This is a genomic window from Staphylococcus sp. ZWU0021, assembly GCF_000798895.1.
Taxonomy (GTDB): domain Bacteria; phylum Bacillota; class Bacilli; order Staphylococcales; family Staphylococcaceae; genus Staphylococcus; species Staphylococcus saprophyticus.
Map to the genome: position 1 here is coordinate 61,619 of NZ_JTLN01000008.1, position 15,618 is coordinate 77,236.

Annotated in this window: 16 protein-coding genes and 2 pseudogenes; 2 read left to right on the forward strand and 16 right to left on the reverse strand. The window is 32.5% G+C overall.

What is annotated here, in order from left to right:
* Positions 1 to 308: 308 nt before the first annotated feature.
* Together L987_RS03500 and L987_RS03505 are read right to left on the reverse strand one after the other, a co-directional pair.
* Entirely contained in the window at positions 309 to 740 is a 432-nt protein-coding gene (locus tag L987_RS03500; RefSeq protein ID WP_019469201.1) for an antibiotic biosynthesis monooxygenase family protein, read from the reverse strand.
* Positions 741 to 770: 30 nt separating this feature from the next.
* Entirely contained in the window at positions 771 to 2,144 is a 1,374-nt protein-coding gene (locus L987_RS03505) for a cryptochrome/photolyase family protein (RefSeq protein WP_047502986.1), read from the reverse strand.
* A 183-nt stretch (positions 2,145 to 2,327) separates the two neighbouring features.
* Between L987_RS03505 and L987_RS03510 the strand changes: the two genes are divergently transcribed.
* Positions 2,328 to 2,753, forward strand: coding sequence for a pyridoxamine 5'-phosphate oxidase family protein (locus L987_RS03510; RefSeq protein ID WP_019469199.1), 426 nt, complete (start codon positions 2,328 to 2,330; stop codon positions 2,751 to 2,753).
* A 176-nt stretch (positions 2,754 to 2,929) separates the two neighbouring features.
* Here L987_RS03510 and L987_RS03515 read toward each other — a convergent pair whose 3' ends face one another.
* From L987_RS03515 to L987_RS03570, 13 genes and pseudogenes are all read right to left on the reverse strand, one after another.
* On the reverse strand, positions 2,930 to 4,435 hold the full coding sequence (locus L987_RS03515; protein WP_047502988.1) for a phytoene desaturase family protein: 1,506 nt from the start codon (positions 4,433 to 4,435) through the stop codon (positions 2,930 to 2,932).
* Positions 4,432 to 5,313: a phytoene/squalene synthase family protein gene (locus tag L987_RS03520; protein ID WP_019469197.1), complete on the reverse strand. Its 882-nt coding sequence runs from the start codon at positions 5,311 to 5,313 to the stop codon at positions 4,432 to 4,434. The genes L987_RS03515 and L987_RS03520 overlap by 4 nt, the downstream gene beginning before the upstream one ends.
* Before the next feature lie 55 nt (positions 5,314 to 5,368).
* Positions 5,369 to 6,412: a glycosyltransferase gene (locus L987_RS03525; protein ID WP_047502991.1), complete on the reverse strand. Its 1,044-nt coding sequence runs from the start codon at positions 6,410 to 6,412 to the stop codon at positions 5,369 to 5,371.
* A gap of 66 nt (positions 6,413 to 6,478) precedes the next feature.
* Entirely contained in the window at positions 6,479 to 7,969 is a 1,491-nt protein-coding gene (locus L987_RS03530; RefSeq protein ID WP_047211166.1) for a phytoene desaturase family protein, read from the reverse strand.
* On the reverse strand, positions 7,970 to 8,443 hold the full coding sequence (locus L987_RS03535) for a hypothetical protein (protein ID WP_047502995.1): 474 nt from the start codon (positions 8,441 to 8,443) through the stop codon (positions 7,970 to 7,972). It lies immediately after the preceding gene.
* A gap of 4 nt (positions 8,444 to 8,447) precedes the next feature.
* Positions 8,448 to 8,948: a TspO/MBR family protein gene (locus tag L987_RS03540; RefSeq protein WP_047502997.1), complete on the reverse strand. Its 501-nt coding sequence runs from the start codon at positions 8,946 to 8,948 to the stop codon at positions 8,448 to 8,450.
* A gap of 50 nt (positions 8,949 to 8,998) precedes the next feature.
* The gene (locus L987_RS03545) at positions 8,999 to 10,498 is read right to left on the reverse strand and encodes an NAD-dependent epimerase/dehydratase family protein (protein WP_047502999.1); all 1,500 of its coding nucleotides are present in this window, start codon (positions 10,496 to 10,498) and stop codon (positions 8,999 to 9,001) included.
* A 191-nt stretch (positions 10,499 to 10,689) separates the two neighbouring features.
* Positions 10,690 to 10,806, reverse strand: a pseudogene (locus L987_RS14370) (hypothetical protein); the annotation flags it as partial.
* 138 nt (positions 10,807 to 10,944) lie between these two features.
* Positions 10,945 to 11,330 (reverse strand): annotated as a pseudogene (gene isaB, locus L987_RS03550) (immunodominant staphylococcal antigen IsaB family protein); the annotation flags it as partial.
* A 313-nt stretch (positions 11,331 to 11,643) separates the two neighbouring features.
* Entirely contained in the window at positions 11,644 to 12,009 is a 366-nt protein-coding gene (locus L987_RS03555; protein WP_047503001.1) for a DoxX family protein, read from the reverse strand.
* 9 nt (positions 12,010 to 12,018) lie between these two features.
* Positions 12,019 to 13,023: an NADP-dependent oxidoreductase gene (locus L987_RS03560; protein WP_002483586.1), complete on the reverse strand. Its 1,005-nt coding sequence runs from the start codon at positions 13,021 to 13,023 to the stop codon at positions 12,019 to 12,021.
* Positions 13,024 to 13,026: 3 nt separating this feature from the next.
* Positions 13,027 to 13,692 carry an SDR family oxidoreductase gene (locus L987_RS03565; protein WP_047503004.1) on the reverse strand — a complete coding sequence of 222 codons (666 nt, stop codon included), beginning with the start codon at positions 13,690 to 13,692 and terminating at the stop codon, positions 13,027 to 13,029.
* Positions 13,693 to 13,713: 21 nt separating this feature from the next.
* Positions 13,714 to 14,397 (reverse strand): type 1 glutamine amidotransferase domain-containing protein, encoded by a 684-nt coding sequence (locus tag L987_RS03570; RefSeq protein WP_047503007.1) that lies wholly within the window; start codon positions 14,395 to 14,397, stop codon positions 13,714 to 13,716.
* A gap of 77 nt (positions 14,398 to 14,474) precedes the next feature.
* Here L987_RS03570 and L987_RS03575 point away from each other — a divergent pair, with 77 nt between their 5' ends.
* Positions 14,475 to 14,822, forward strand: coding sequence for a MerR family transcriptional regulator (locus tag L987_RS03575; protein ID WP_047503009.1), 348 nt, complete (start codon positions 14,475 to 14,477; stop codon positions 14,820 to 14,822).
* A 590-nt stretch (positions 14,823 to 15,412) separates the two neighbouring features.
* On the opposite strand, the gene L987_RS14050 is transcribed toward L987_RS03575, so the two are convergent.
* Positions 15,413 to 15,598, reverse strand: a complete 186-nt coding sequence (locus tag L987_RS14050; RefSeq protein ID WP_047503011.1) for a hypothetical protein — start codon at positions 15,596 to 15,598, stop codon at positions 15,413 to 15,415.
* Positions 15,599 to 15,618 lie beyond the last annotated feature (20 nt).

Genomic DNA, 15,618 nt, shown 5'->3' on the forward strand with positions numbered 1-15,618 from the left:
AGCAGAAATTCATTTTAAGAATGAATTTCTGCTCTTATTTCTTTTTACTTTCTTATAACGAAAAACAACAAAACTCACGCTTGTGATACGCTTCACAAAAACATAACAGCAATTCTCATAAACCTCATACGTTCCGATACATTCAAAATCCCTTTATGAAGCGGCTGAAAAAACCGCATCACTTATGATACGCTTCCCCTTAACAGTGATTTTGCTAAAATTTTTATATCGCTTAAAAAATAGGCAAGTTAGTATTTAAATAACTCGCCTATATGTTTGCAGAAATATCATTTAATTCAAAAATTATGTTATTTAAATTCTAAACTAATATTAAATGATAGGTTTCTGTTTACAATAGATTTATCAGCACCTTGCTTGGTTCCTCTATTTTTATGGGATGCTTTATATTCCTGAGACTCTTGCCAATGTTTGTAAGCTGCTTCGTCTTGCCAAAACGTAATGATAACATGATGTTCATGTGTACTATGTGGCTTTAGAAATAATAGATTTTCAAACCCTTCAGTATTCTCTAGATGTTTATCTCTATTTAAGAACACACGCTCGAAGTCTGCCTCTAAACCAGGATTAGCATATAAATGGTTTAAAACTGCATAACCATATTGTGGCAAATCATTAATTTGTTCTAATATAGTATAGTGATATGTCGCATTAAATCTATTAATAGTTACCTCATTATTATTTTTTTCTAAATAAATACGATGTATTTCATTTTTCAACAAATGAATCACTCCTTTTTATTGGATGATATGTCAAAATTTCTTAAATTTATCCATAACATAATCTCTACTATTTTTATGATTCACGATAGTCTGTGGATAATCTTTTCCAATTTCAATATGATAAATTTCTTGTAACTTGTCTTTATATTTAGTTGGATCATGAATGTATTTACTGCTCACATCATTAAATATTTCTAGCTGTGTTTTAATAAAATACCCTTGCGCATCAAAACGCTCACTTTGACGTATAGGATTAAACATTCTGAAATAAGGCACTGCATCTGTTCCAGTTGATGCTGACCACTGCCATCCATGTACATTAGATGCATTATCATAATCTATCAAATACTGTCTAAAGTACTCCTCCCCCCAAGTCCAATCAATAAATAAATTTTTCGTTAAAAATTGTGATACGACCATTCGTAAGCGATTATGCATATATCCTGTACGATTCAGCATCTTCATTGCAGCATCAACGATTGGGTAACCAGTTTGACCTTTTTTCCATACTTCAAAATGTGTTTTATTATACGACCATTGCATGTTTCGATATTTTTCAGAAAAAGATTTAGTTGCCGTTTCTGGATACTGTGTCATTAACACATAATAAAATTCACGGAATAGAACCTCTCTTATAAAAGCTTCATAATTTTTTTCATCGCTCTCATAATCTTCAAGTAAATCATTTATAATTTCACGAATATCGAGTAGTCCATATGCTAAATATTTACCTAATCCACTTACAAAATCCTGCGACACATCGTCAGTCAATTTATCATAATGAGCTATGTCACCATTTAAAAAATCATCCCAAGCTTTACGCGCTAACTTTTCTATATCTTTATTATTTTCAAATTTTAAGTCACTTTGATTTGAACCCTTTTCCGCAATTTGAGACAACTGCTTAAATTGATAACTTTTTTTAGGGGTGTGTACTAAGTCCTGACGATTTGCTTTATAAAAACTAGTAAATACTTTATAAGGCTGTTGCTGTTTATTAAAAGTCTTTGTTGGCTCAAAATAATGATTCACGCGCTGTCCAATTACTGTAACTTGGTGATTTTCAAAAGCCTTTTTTACATGAGGATAGTCATATATTTCTTTGTGATAACTCATAATATCTTTTGCTACTAATACGTGAGATAACGCCAATGTTTCTGCTAATTCACCTAGCTTTTCGTATGTGACAATATAAGGTTGTATATCATGCTTATCTAAAGCATTTACAAATCCTTTTACAACTTTATAGTAATAGTCACGTTTTACTTCTGATGCGTCAGTTAAATCTTCTAAAGGTAAGATAAAATACAATTTATTTATCTCATTTTGATGCTTCACTATATATTGAAAAAGTGGATTATCTTTCGTTCTAAAAACTCTGTTAAGTATGACTCCTAAATGCATTTTATTGCCTCCCAGCTTGTTTCATACAAATTCACTTTATAATTGTCCTTTAACTTAAGATTGTGTTTTCAATCATATACCCGTTTTAACTTTTTTATAATTCACTAAAAAATAAAATAAATTTTAATACCTTACATATTATAGGCAACTTCAGGGTATATTATTATCAGAGGTGATTAAATTATGAATAACGAACAATTACAAAATGAAATTGAAAATATATTAAATACATCAAAAATAGGTGTCCTATCTACTGCACATAACAATACACCTAATAGTAGATACATGGTATTTTATAATGATGGACACACACTTTATACTAAGACAAGCATTGAGTCTAAAAAAATTGCTGAATTTAAAGATAATCCCAAAGCTCATGTACTTATAGGTTACGATGAAACGAATAATCGTAGTTTTCTAGAAATTGATGCTAATGTTGAAATACTGAAAGATCAAGAGACTATTGATTGGATTTGGAACAAACAAGATAAGTCCTTTTTTGACTCTAAGGATGATCCAAACTTGTGTGTAATTAAAGTAATACCAAAATCCATAAAAATTATGAACGATAAAAAATTAGACGCACCACAAACCATTACGTTCGATTAGTTAAAAAGGCGAGCCTGGGACATAAATAGATGTCTCAGGCTCGTTTTCAATTTGGCAGTAGGTGACTGAATTGAAAATGCGATTATATCAAGCTTTTTTCAATCCTAGTCACCCTTGCCGGGGTGGGACTACGAAATCTATATTAGAAAATTTGATTTCTGTCCAACTCCCGTTTTTTATATACCATTATTAATATCTTCTAACATAGCATCAACTGTAATTTTAGCACTCGTCAGTACAATTGGCACTCCTGCCCCTGGATGAACACTAGCTCCAGCAAAATACAAATTTTTGTAATCTCTGCTCACATTAGGCGGTCTGTAATAGTTACTTTGCGCTAAAGTAGGCATTAAACCAAAGGCTGCTCCAAATTTAGCATTATAATCTCCTTCAAAATCCTTAGGCGTATAAATAATTTCTGTCACAACTTGCTTTTTCAAATCTTTTAACGCTTTAATCGTAGAAAGCTTATTGTAAATAATATCTTTCACTTGTGTGATTGTTGACTCATCAGACCAATCCGTATTACTTGTTTTCAATTCTGAAACGGGCATCAGCACATAAATACCTGTTTGACCTTCTGGCGCTAACGACTGATCTTCCACACTAGGAGCGTATACATATATTGATGGATCTTGGGATATTTCCCCGGAAAATATTTCATTGATATTATTATCAAAATCCTTTGAAAATATAACATTATGTAACAAGATATCTTCAGATAAATCTTTATCAACCCCTATGTACATTAAAAAGGCTGAGCAAGAATAGTCCATATTATCAATTTTCTGTGTCGTATACTTCTTAGGATGATGTTCATTTTTAATTAAAGATGAAGTAGCATATGGAAAATCAGCAGTACAAATTATTTTGTCATACTTTTCTATATGTCCGTTTACTTTTAGTCCCTCCGCACGCTTATACCTACTATCAATGATAATTTCTTCAACGTTTGCGTTGGTATAAATTTGAGTACCTAATTCTTCATTTAGCGTTTGAAGCGCTCTGACAAAGCTATACATACCACCTTTTATAAAGTGAACGCCAAACATTAACTCTATCATGGGTATAATTGAATACAATGACGGGCTTCGTTTAGGGTCGATACCTATATATAATGTTTGAAACGCTAAAATCTTTTGGATTTTTTCATTATCAACATATTTTTCAATTAAATTATCTGCTTTATCAAATGTTTTGAGTTTCATACCTTGATATATAGTAAAAGGATTATAAAAATCCGTAGGTTTCCTAAACGTACGTTCTAGAAAATATTTTCGTGCTATTTCGTATCTTTCGTATATATCTGTTAAAAAGGACATAAAACCATATGTAGAGTTAGGTTCAATACTTTCAAGCATATCTCTTAATTGAGCAAGATCTGTAGGAACGCGAATTTGATCTGTTTCACTAAAATAAACATCATATATATGTGATAATTGTTTAATTTCCAAGTAATCATTCATATTTTTTTGAGCGTAATTAAAAACGTCTCGATAAATCTCAGGCATCATTACGATGGTTGGTCCCATATCAAATGTAAATCCATCTTGCTTAATCTGATTCATCCTGCCACCTATTTGTTGGTTCTTTTCATATAAATCTACTTGGTGACCGTTTGCTGCTAATCTTGAAGCTGCAGCTAAACCTGAAACACCGCCGCCTATAACTGCAATCTTCATAATGTTTCACTCCTATTATATTTCGCACTAAGTTCACGATAAATTTTCATTTTTTTCAATTTGCTTACATATACTTTCTTATGCAACGTATAGTTTGCCTTCCTTACTTCCACAAGTATTTCATGATAAGCTATCGCAGCTAATTCGATAATGTAACGTACCTCTTCGTCAAAATAATTAATACCGTTTAATGCAATATCATATAACCTAACTGACTCTGTAGCGTAACTTTCCCACAGTTCTATATAATTTGGCGTAACTCCTTCATAATATATAGAATGTAGATTAACTCGATATTGAGCTAATTTTTCTACACTTAGATAAATTCTTCCATTTTGAAAATCTTCGCCGACATCTCTTAAAATATTAGTTATTTGCATTGCCTTGCCTAAAGCAATCGCAGCTTCTTCAGCTTGCTCGAAATTATTTTCATTTGATGAAGTTAATATAGGAGTTAACAATTCACCGACAGTACCTGCCACACCATAGCAATACTCATATAAATCTGAATCAGTTTTCATTTCTTTTAAAACTAAATCTTCCTTCACATATTGTATTAAAGATTCAAAAGGTTTTTTAGGTATTGAATATGTATTCAATGTATTACTTAAAGCATTCATAATAGCTGCATCACTTTGATACGCTTGAATATAATCACAATCGCTATAAATCACATCTAAATCTCTAGCTATGCCGTTTAATTGCTCAAGGTCTTTGTATTTATCAATACTGTCATCTATAATTCTGCAAACTGCATAAATAGCCCAAATTGCTTTTTTCCTTTTTAAATCCAAAAAATCAAAGGCATATGAGAACGTTTTTGAATGTTCTTTCATTATATTGTGACAATGGTTATAATCTCTCTCTAATTGATTCATTTATTGGCCTCCTCAGTAAGCCTAGAACTTCGTGACATTTGTATAAAAAACTAAGCTATAAATCTATTCTACGGCCTTTCCAATATATACGTTTGAATACATTGATATCTAACCATGATTTAAAAAATATCACGACAAAGCATATGAAGAGCAGTGGATGACATAAACTCGCAACGATATTAAAATTTCCTGTTCTTCGAATAAATATATGAAATTGTATCGCATATATAAAATACAGAGTAATAGCTAATAGTATATATAACGAGCCTAAATTAATTGAAAAAATTATCGCTAAAACTGTTGTAAGTGAACCAAATAGCCATAAAAATACAAACGTAAGCGTAGACTTTTTAGTTACTTGAGAGCCAAGTGCAAAGTGTTTACTCCAACCCTCTAATAGCGATTTATATCCTTGAGAATACATTCTAAAATTCACTACGCCTTGGCCTTCATGCAAACTAACTGGCAAACCTTGCTGATTATATGCTTTACTTATTGCAAAGCCTTCAATGATTTGATTTTTAGCTTTCAAATGTCCTTGTGTCAATTTATAATCTTGCTTATTTGTCACAAGGACTGGTCCAAACGCGCCTTGCTCATTATTTGCTGATTTCGTGATTGAAAATTGATTCATACCTACGATTGTCATTAAATTAAAAATCGCCGATATATTTTCATATAGCTTTTTTATCTTGTGATAAGGTTGTATTGACAACAAACCTTTACCACCTTGTAAATCATATTGATTGGCTATATTTTGAATACTATCATCACAAGCAAACTGAACATCAGCATCAACAAACATTAATAAATCATGCGTTGCATATTTGCTACCTTGCCAACAAGCATGTGACTTACCTTGCCATGTAGTATCATTTTCAACAGTATATACGCTCGCACCATAATATCTAGCGACAACTTGTGTCTCATCAGTTGAACCATCATCCATAACAATTACTTCTATTTCTTGCTCTTTACTTATACTGTTAAGTAATTTAGGTAAGTTCTCCGCTTCATTTCTAGCAGGTACAATAACACTGACGGCTGTCTGACCTCTTCCTTTTCCGGAGTTATTTATAATCGCTCGACGCGCATACATACACATTCCACTTATTAGTGATAGTATCGTCAATACTATTGCTATTATATAAAGTATCATTCAGCCTCAACTACTTTCTCCATTAATAATAGCTTCTGCTACTTGCATACCACTCAAAGTAACCATAGGCATACCAGCGCCAGGATTTACAGAACCACCTACAAAGTACAAATTTTTGAAGTACTGACTTTTTTTAGGAAATTTAAAACCTTTATTTTTCTTCTTATTGGATACTACGCCATATATAGCTCCTTTATTAGAATTGTATGTATTTTCTATATCATGTGGTGTCCATACGTCTTCATATACAATGTGCTTTCTCAAATCTTTCAAGCCCATGGACTCTAATTTATCCAATATACGTTCTTGGAATTGCAGATATTCTGCTTCACTAAATGACTTACTCTGAATGTACGGTATGTGTGGCAATATTTTTATATTCTCGTGTCCCTCTGGCGCCTGTGTCTTATCTGTTTTATTTGTATTCACTACATAAATAGTCGGATCTTCAGGCAAAACATACTGGTGAAAAACTTGATCATAATTAACTTTAGAATTACTTGAAAAGAAAAAGTTATGATGTTGAAGCTCTGGATAACTTTTGTCCACACCAAGATGCATGACATAACCTGAACTAGCTGGCTCAAATTTACGTTCCAATTTGTTTATTTGGTTTGCATCAAAATTCAATAAATACTTATAAACAGGGATTACTTCCATATTAGATATAATGTAATCTGCATATATTTCCTTATTACTTTCTATTGTTATCCCTGTCACCTTATTTTGACTATTATAATTGATACGTTTTACAGGGGTGTTAAAATGTATGCCCACACCTAATTTTCTCGCTAATTGTTCCATCGCTTCCGCTAACTTATGAATGCCACCATCTACGTACCACAAACCTTCCTCATGTTGCATTTGAGGTAATAAACTCAATACAGCCGGAGCATCATAAGATGAGGAGCCGACATATTTTATGAAATAACCTAGCATTTCTCTTAAATATGGGTTATCTACCCTTTTATTAATGGCTTGTTGCATTGTGTGAAAATAATCGAATTGCTTTAAAGCTGAAAACGGACCATGATAACGAATAATTGCAAACATCGTATCTAATCCCTTATCAAAGTAGCTTTTTTCAGCAACTTGATGTATCTTTTGTGCGTAACTAAAAAACGAAGAAAGTTGCTCTATATCTTTATTTGTTAACGATTCATTATTTGTTAACATATCTTCCATGGATTCATATAAATCTAAAATTTGGCCATCTGGATAAACGTTTCTAATCTGTAAACTTAACTTACGAATGCTAACATAATCTTCTAGCCTTTCATCACATCGTTGAAATAAGCGTTGAAATACTTTAGGCATGGTTAAAATTGATGGACCGAGATCAAATCCATAGTCATCTATGTCTAACCTATTTACCTTTCCACCGATATGCTTATTTTGTTCATATAAATCCACTTGATAGCCTGCTTGAGCCATACAAATTGCGCTAGCAATCCCTCCCAAGCCACCTCCTATGACAACCACTTTCTTATTTCCCATTTAATCACCTTTTCTTTTTTGTACTTTATTATAAATACGTATTAACTTAGGGCGATTATAGCGCTGAACAATCATACAAGGCACATTAGCTATAATGACATATATAAAATTAATTATTTTAACACTTTTTGACGCTTTAAAAAACGCAATAATAGGAAATATGGATAGCAGATGAACCACCTCTGCACGTCTAGTTTCTAATATAAATCGCTGTATATCATTCATATTTTTAGATAAATCGAAAGTCGCTTTACTACTGATATTAGGGTTAAGATTTTGACCATCTGGCAAATAATCTTTCCAATATTGCACTTTAACTAATTGTTGCCATAATTGACCCTCTTGTTCAATATTCCAACTTCGAAAATACTTATTATCTTTTTCTAAGAACTTATAACTAATACGAGTACCAAGTTGAGCAATAATCATTTGAACTATAAACCAATATAGCGCAATATATATAATCTTTTTCATCAATTTAATGCTCAGATTTCGCTGTATAGCTTGGGTTATCTTTATTTAAATACCAATTACCAGCTGTTAAATAAGTAGCAAAAGCGCTCCAAAGCATATATGGAACTAGTAAAATGCCAGCAACTTTTTTTACATTGAAAAATTTTACAGTTGTTGTAACTACTGCGCCCAGTAATACAACACTCTCTATCAACGCACTAAAGCGTAATTTATATTTGAAGTATAATATCGACCATAGATAATTCAGGCTTAATTGTGAGTAATAAGCACCTTTCAATGCCTTACTAGTAGATTTATTAGTCACTAATGCATAAGCTACGCCCATCGTTGTATAAAGTATTGGCCACACAATTGGAAAGACATAGCCGGATGGTGAAAAAGGTGGTTTAACATTATTTTTATAATCTTTTCTCGCGTTTTTCACTGCAAATTTCCCTATAAATTTACCACCTGTAATTGGTGTTATAACTTTTATAATTGTTTTAATTATCTCGTTTGCTTTCATAGTTGATCCCCTCTTTTTTTGTAAAAGTAACTAGCTATTATATCTAATAGCTATAGTTCGGCATTAGACATGTTATTTTTTCTAGCTAAATACTTTTTCAATCCATATACTTTCAAAACAATTGCACCTGTAATAACAACTGGCAAAATAAACTTCTTCATATTAAAGTATTCTCCTTTATTAGTTTTTTGGCTATTAATCTTGAATTTAAAAAGATTCATTACACTTTTATGAACTTTTGCTTGGGTATACTTATATACCCACCAAGGTAACGTCGGTTCATATTCTTGTAACGCTATGATACATGCGTCACTATTAGGTAATCTTCTAAACTCTAATCTCGCATTACCACCATCTGAATCTAAAGCGAAATCTCCACCAACAATTCGATATAAAATTCTCTCATTATTAGAAGCTTTAAAATCTTTACTTAATAATAGTAAGTCCTTATTTAAAAACGGCACACTAATCGTAAAGTTATCTTCGTTAAAATCACTATTAACGACATTTAATGTAATTCTATTTAAAAAATTTGCATATGATTCTGCCAATTGAATCATATTTACATCTTTAGGTAAGACTACCCTTGATATTGCTCTAACATCTTTAATATCGCCCTTACGTGATGACTTCCCTTTCTTTTGTGTCTTAGTTTCTTCTTCCAAGGCATTACGCACACTTTCCTTATAATCAATCTTGCCTATAGAAATGTCTTTCACAATATTTTCATCATTTCTAATCATATCATGAATTAAGCTATCCATTAACGGATAGACCATTTCTTTTGGAACACCCGAAATAAGTTTCACCCAATATTTACTTAGCCAAATGGGAATAATAGGCAAATCTATCGTAGGTAATCGTTTATCTAGTACCTCTGCAGTTTGCTTGAATAGATCTTTATAAGTCATATGACTAGGTCCACCAATATCTATCGATTCGTTCTCATTTGGATTACGCTCTACAATTTTATATAAACCGTCAATCACGTCGTCTATTGCAACTGGCAATGTTGTATTATAAGCCCATTTTGGTAGTAACAGGCCAGGTAATCTTTCTACTAATTTTTTTAATATAGGGTAAGAACTTCCTTTAGAGCCTATAATCAAACCAGCTCTTAAAGTACTTACTGGTACACCATATGATCCTAAAATCTGTTCGCACTCTAAACGGCTTCTTAAATGTGGTGATAATTCATTTGTATTAGGTATCAAACCACTCATAAATACAATATGCTGAACTTTGTTATAACTTGCGGCTTTAGCAAAATTATCAGCTAATAATGCATCCATATCTTCAAAGCTCGCCTGCGTCAACTTAGCTGAAGGCATCATAGAATGGACAAGATATATAGCGATATCAATATCCTCCATTACCTCAGTGATTTCATTTAAATCAAACAAGTCAGCTGCCTTCCAAGTAACATTGTGTTCATTTGATTTATTTTCTATATTTCTAGAAATAGCTATAATTTCATAGTTATCTTTTAATTTATTCATTAAGTGACTACCGATATATCCCGAAGCACCTGTTAATAATATTTTTTTCATATATTTAGCCTCCAAATAGAAAAAGATAGGCAGGTAAACTTTACCTCAGCTCATCTTTAACTTAACGAACTCACTTGCTCATTATCTTAATTGACAAGAGCTCCAAGTCTCTTACTTAATATTGTACCCTTCTTAAAGCTTTTCAATCTTTATTAGCAAGAATTATGAATTAAGTCTACGAATCATCACAATTATCTAAAAAAGGGGATAATCTTACTTGCTTTAATGATGTCACTAGTATAAAAAAACTCTTTCCCCTTTCCTGTATAAGCTGGAATTAGTACCATATCTACTTTGGTACTATATAATCACTTTCGATTTAATATATATTCTGATATTATTGAAAAGTATTTGAGCAATTTAAGTTTATTTTTACAATGTATCTACTACAACTTTATATTTTAAAAGTCATCATTTTCTATTTTATACATATATTCTTTGCCTCAGGCTGATGTAGATGTATACTTTGCTTCACCGTAATGATTCAATAATTTTTTTTGCTCACTGACTTACCGTCTAATAAGAAGAAAACACCATTCGTTTTATGATTAGAAACCCCGTAATATGTTGGATCGTGTAAATCTTTATTATTTTTAGCTAATGCATTTTTAGTAATCTTGTGATTATTAATCTTGAAGTTATCAGCTTTTTGAGATGTTTTAAAATTCTTATCTAGAATAAAATTACTTTGATTTGCTGTATAACCACTGTAACTATAATAAGGTTTCACAGATTCTTGCGCATGTGCTTGAGTGATATTAAATAATTCGGGCGTTACGAAAAAGCCCAAAACTAAACTACTAGCTAAAATAAAGTTAGAAACTTTTTTCATAAAAACCCTCCTCATATTTGTCTTACAGGTCACGTTATTACATTAATGTTACAATGTTGCGATAGCATCACATGATAAAATACATTTTTTATTTCTTCTTACACTCATACACGCAAATTAACTTATGCTTTTCTTAATTTAGAAGCTTATCACTATAGAAAAATTGAAAAGTAAATGTCTGATATGAGCTTATTTAAACAAAGAGCACATAAGCGTTGTCAAGAGAATCATTTGATGTACGTCGATTTTAAGTGTAAATATTAAAAAATCGCCTGGAACAAAAGTAATGTTCCAGGCGTGGCTATGATAAGTCTTATAATAGTTTCGCAAGTGCGACCATGACAAATTGTAATGGTAAACGAATGACATGCTGCTTAACACTATCTATTTCATCTCTTTCATCTTTGTAAGAGATGTTCTTACGTGCAGCGTAAATATTTGCAGGAAATACGAGCCAAAGGAATCCTTGTACTACTTTTCTTACGCGTGATCTATTTTTAGCACTGAGTACATAAAAAGCAATTATAAATTCTAATATGCCCGAATACTTAACTATTGCGTGTTTGAAAGGTAAATAGGACGGCACGATTTTTAAAAACATATCTTTATTTTTAAAGTGTGCAACACCACTTTTATAAAACAGTAAACTAAATATGAATCTTACGATGATATTTTTCATAGTATTCTGCTATTCTTCAGCGACTTTGACAACTTGTTTACCAAAATTCTCTCCTGTGAATAACTTTCTAAATGCAGAAGGTAAATTGTCAAAACCTTCATCTATCGTCACTTCAAATTTAATTTTACCTTCAGACACCCATTGTGCGAGTTGTTCGCTTGCTTCTTTAAAATGATCAGCGAATTGTGCTACTACAAAACCTTGCATCAATGCTTGATTTTTAATCAACGTTCCTTGGATACGTGGTCCAATATCGTCTTTTTCATTATTATATGCTGAAATTGCACCACATACCGGAACGCGTGCAAATCGATTTAAGTGTTTAAACACTTCATCAGAAATTGCGCCGCCTACATTTTCAAAATACACATCAATACCATCTGGTACAGCCGCTTCGAGTTGCTGTGCGAAATCATCTTGTTTATAGTCAATGGCCGCATCAAATCCTAATTCATCTGTTAAATATGTTGTTTTCTGCTTACCACCAGCAATACCGACAACTTTTGCGCCTTTAATCTTAGCAATTTGTCCTACGACAGAGCCTACTGCACCTGATGCAGCTGACACGACAACCGTCTCGCCAGATTGTGGTTGACCAATTTGAAGCAATCCTGTATAGGCCGTCATTCCCGGCATGCCTAAAACACTCAAATATAAATGTAATGGTACATCTTTTGATGGCACAGGGGTCACATCGTCTCCATTCACTGTATTTATCTTTTTCCATGGTAATATGCCTGTGACATAATCACCGACAGATAGACGTTCATCGTTCGATTGTGTGACTTTTCCAACAATATGACCTTGTAATGGCTCATTCACTTGGAAAGGTTGAACATAACTTTTTGTATCATTCATTCTGCCTCTCATGTAAGGATCTACAGATACATAAATGGATTCTACTTGAACCTCACCTGCATGTGGTTCTCGAGTTTCTATTGTTTCAAATCTAAATACATCGTCTTGAGGGATACTTTGTGGTCGTTTTGCAAGTACAACTTGTTGATTATTCATTTATTATTCCTCCAGATATTTAGTCGTAGCGTCTGATAATGACAAATCACCATTGATGATTTGGAATTCGTGACCTTGTAATGCTTCATCAGTTAATACAGAAACAAGCACTTCTGCTACATCTTCTCTTGTAATAGACGGATTTTGTACATTTTCAAATTGCGCACTCATATTGAATTGTTGCATTTCATGTTCGTTTGTTAAAGCGCCTGGATGCACAATGGTATATTTTAAATTTGCATGTCTTAAGTAGTCATCCGCATAATGTTTAGCAATGGTATATGGTTTCAAGTCGCCTGACGCATCAAACGCTTCTCGACGTGAGTCGTACGTTGATACCATAACAAAATGTTGACGACCGACGTGTTCACTTGCTTTAATTGCTTTCACTGCACCGTCTAAATCTACTATAATTGTTTGATCGTCACCTGTGCTTCCACCAGAACCGACGGAAAAAAGGATTTGATCATACGGTTTAAATAATTCTATTAATTCATCAATAGATTGTTTTGCAACATCAATGTAAGTTGCATCAATACCATCTGCTTTTAAAACTTCAACTTGTTCTTCTTTTCTAACACCGGCAGTAAAGTCAACGTTTCGTGCTTTGAGTTTGCGTACGAGATGTTGACCAACGCCACCATGAGCGCCAATTATTAATGATTTCATGTGTATCGCTCCTTTTTAAAATTATTGATTAGCTAAGATTTTTAAAGCATGTTCAGCAACTGCATGTCCTGATTGAGGATTTTGACCAGTGACAATGCGACCATCTACGACTGCGAAATTACTCCAGTCATCCTCTTTTTTAAAATGTGCACCGTTACTAATAAATTCGTCTTCTAATAAATATGGCATGTATTCAGTTGTACCATTTGCTTGTTCTTCACTATTTGTAAAACCAGTCACGTCTTTATGACGAACGAGGTAATCGCCATTTTCTTTAATGTCGAGTAGACCAGCCGCACCATGACATACAGAAGAGAGAACGCCTTGGTTATTGTAAATACTTAACGCAATGTCGTTAAGTTCTTTGTTATTTCTAAAATCCCAAATCGCACCATGTCCACCTGCAAAGTAAATGGCTTGATAGTCGCTAGGATTAACCTCTTTTGGAGATAACGTTTGTCCAAATTTATTCATATAATCATGATCCGTATAATATTCCCAGTCCTCAACACTCATCATTTCAGGGCTAAGACTGACAGGATCAATAGGTACATATCCACCGTTCGGACTTACGAAATCAACATCATAACCTGCATCATAGAAGTCCTTCGCAAAATGCGTAACCTCTGAGAACCACGCACCTGTAGGTCTGTCTAAATTATCGTATTTCGCAATGTTTGTTACAACAATTAAAGCCTTTTTCATTGTCTTTCCTCCTCATTCATGTTTATATAGAGTACAATATCAGTTAAACCTTGGTTTAAGAGAAAGGATATGCTTACATGAAACAATATTACATTGAATATGTCTCAGATTATTGCAATATACCTAAAAGCAAACTGCGTTATTACGAGAAAAAGAATATCTTGAAACACATCGACAGAGATAGCAATAACAAGCGTTTATACACAGACGACGATATCGAAATGATTAAATTTATCCAGTGCCTAAGCAATTTGAATATGCCATTAAAAGAAATCCGAAAAAACACAGACATGCTTTATCAAAACAAAATAGATGTCCCAAGCGTTTTACGCGCACACCTAGAATTCTTGAATGAACAACGGAATTTGATTAGTAAACATATCGACTTAATTGAACAAGAATTACAAACTGCCATGACCGAGTGACGAAGGAAAAGGGATGTGTGAATTAAAAGAACGATGAGAAGAGTACGGAGGGAAAGTGAATGAATAAGCATAAGGAAATTGTAGATTTTAAAGGTGGAGTGCGTAGATAAAGGGCAATAGGTGGATAGGCAAAGCTGGAATGAGTCAGAAAATTGCGTCGGGTGGATAAGCTAGAATAGAATGAGTGGGCGATGGATGGATAGACTAAAACGGTTATAATATACCTTATACCTAAAATTACAGAGTACTAAAACTATCTTATCTGCCATCTCTTGACGCGTTCCCCTTGTTAGTGGTTTAGCTAAAAAATCTCATTAAGTAAATGAATTTATATTATTAAAATTTTATAATAGATAAAATTACTGTACTTCTAATTAAATATAGCTAATTCATTTTGTTATCATCATATTTTTTTATTCATCATTACCTATATTAGTAAAAAACCACCTCTTTTTTCCCAACGAATTATTATAATTTTCTTGTATTCTTTTTAAGTATTGTCTATATGTGAATTCAATGTTCTGTTTGTTTTCATATTAATTGGTAACAAATCTAAAAAATTTATTAATATCTTGATAAAGCGTACTAATTTAATATTCAAACATCAACATTACTTTTTCTATTTCTTCTTTATATTTAAGAAATCCATTCAACATTTCTTGCAAATGGTCATTTAAACTATTTGCGTTAAGCGTGAAATATGCTTTTCTTGTATATATGGCAGTTATAATAGCTGCAACACATGTAAAAATTGCAATAATAATCGAATTCAACAAAAACTAGGCGATTTAGCCTC

Coding starts and splice junctions, on each gene's coding strand:
- L987_RS03505 (WP_047502986.1), bottom strand. CDS start 2,144: ATGCATTTAGGAGTCATACTTAACAGAGTTTTTAGAACGAAAGATAAT.
- L987_RS03510 (WP_019469199.1), top strand. CDS start 2,328: ATGAATAACGAACAATTACAAAATGAAATTGAAAATATATTAAATACA.
- L987_RS03515 (WP_047502988.1), bottom strand. CDS start 4,435: ATGAAGATTGCAGTTATAGGCGGCGGTGTTTCAGGTTTAGCTGCAGCT.
- L987_RS03520 (WP_019469197.1), bottom strand. CDS start 5,313: ATGAATCAATTAGAGAGAGATTATAACCATTGTCACAATATAATGAAA.
- L987_RS03525 (WP_047502991.1), bottom strand. CDS start 6,412: ATGTATGCGCGTCGAGCGATTATAAATAACTCCGGAAAAGGAAGAGGT.
- L987_RS03530 (WP_047211166.1), bottom strand. CDS start 7,969: ATGGGAAATAAGAAAGTGGTTGTCATAGGAGGTGGCTTGGGAGGGATT.
- L987_RS03535 (WP_047502995.1), bottom strand. CDS start 8,443: ATGAAAAAGATTATATATATTGCGCTATATTGGTTTATAGTTCAAATG.
- L987_RS03540 (WP_047502997.1), bottom strand. CDS start 8,948: ATGAAAGCAAACGAGATAATTAAAACAATTATAAAAGTTATAACACCA.
- L987_RS03545 (WP_047502999.1), bottom strand. CDS start 10,498: ATGAAAAAAATATTATTAACAGGTGCTTCGGGATATATCGGTAGTCAC.
- L987_RS03555 (WP_047503001.1), bottom strand. CDS start 12,009: ATGAAAAATATCATCGTAAGATTCATATTTAGTTTACTGTTTTATAAA.
- L987_RS03560 (WP_002483586.1), bottom strand. CDS start 13,023: ATGAATAATCAACAAGTTGTACTTGCAAAACGACCACAAAGTATCCCT.
- L987_RS03565 (WP_047503004.1), bottom strand. CDS start 13,692: ATGAAATCATTAATAATTGGCGCTCATGGTGGCGTTGGTCAACATCTC.
- L987_RS03570 (WP_047503007.1), bottom strand. CDS start 14,397: ATGAAAAAGGCTTTAATTGTTGTAACAAACATTGCGAAATACGATAAT.
- L987_RS03575 (WP_047503009.1), top strand. CDS start 14,475: ATGAAACAATATTACATTGAATATGTCTCAGATTATTGCAATATACCT.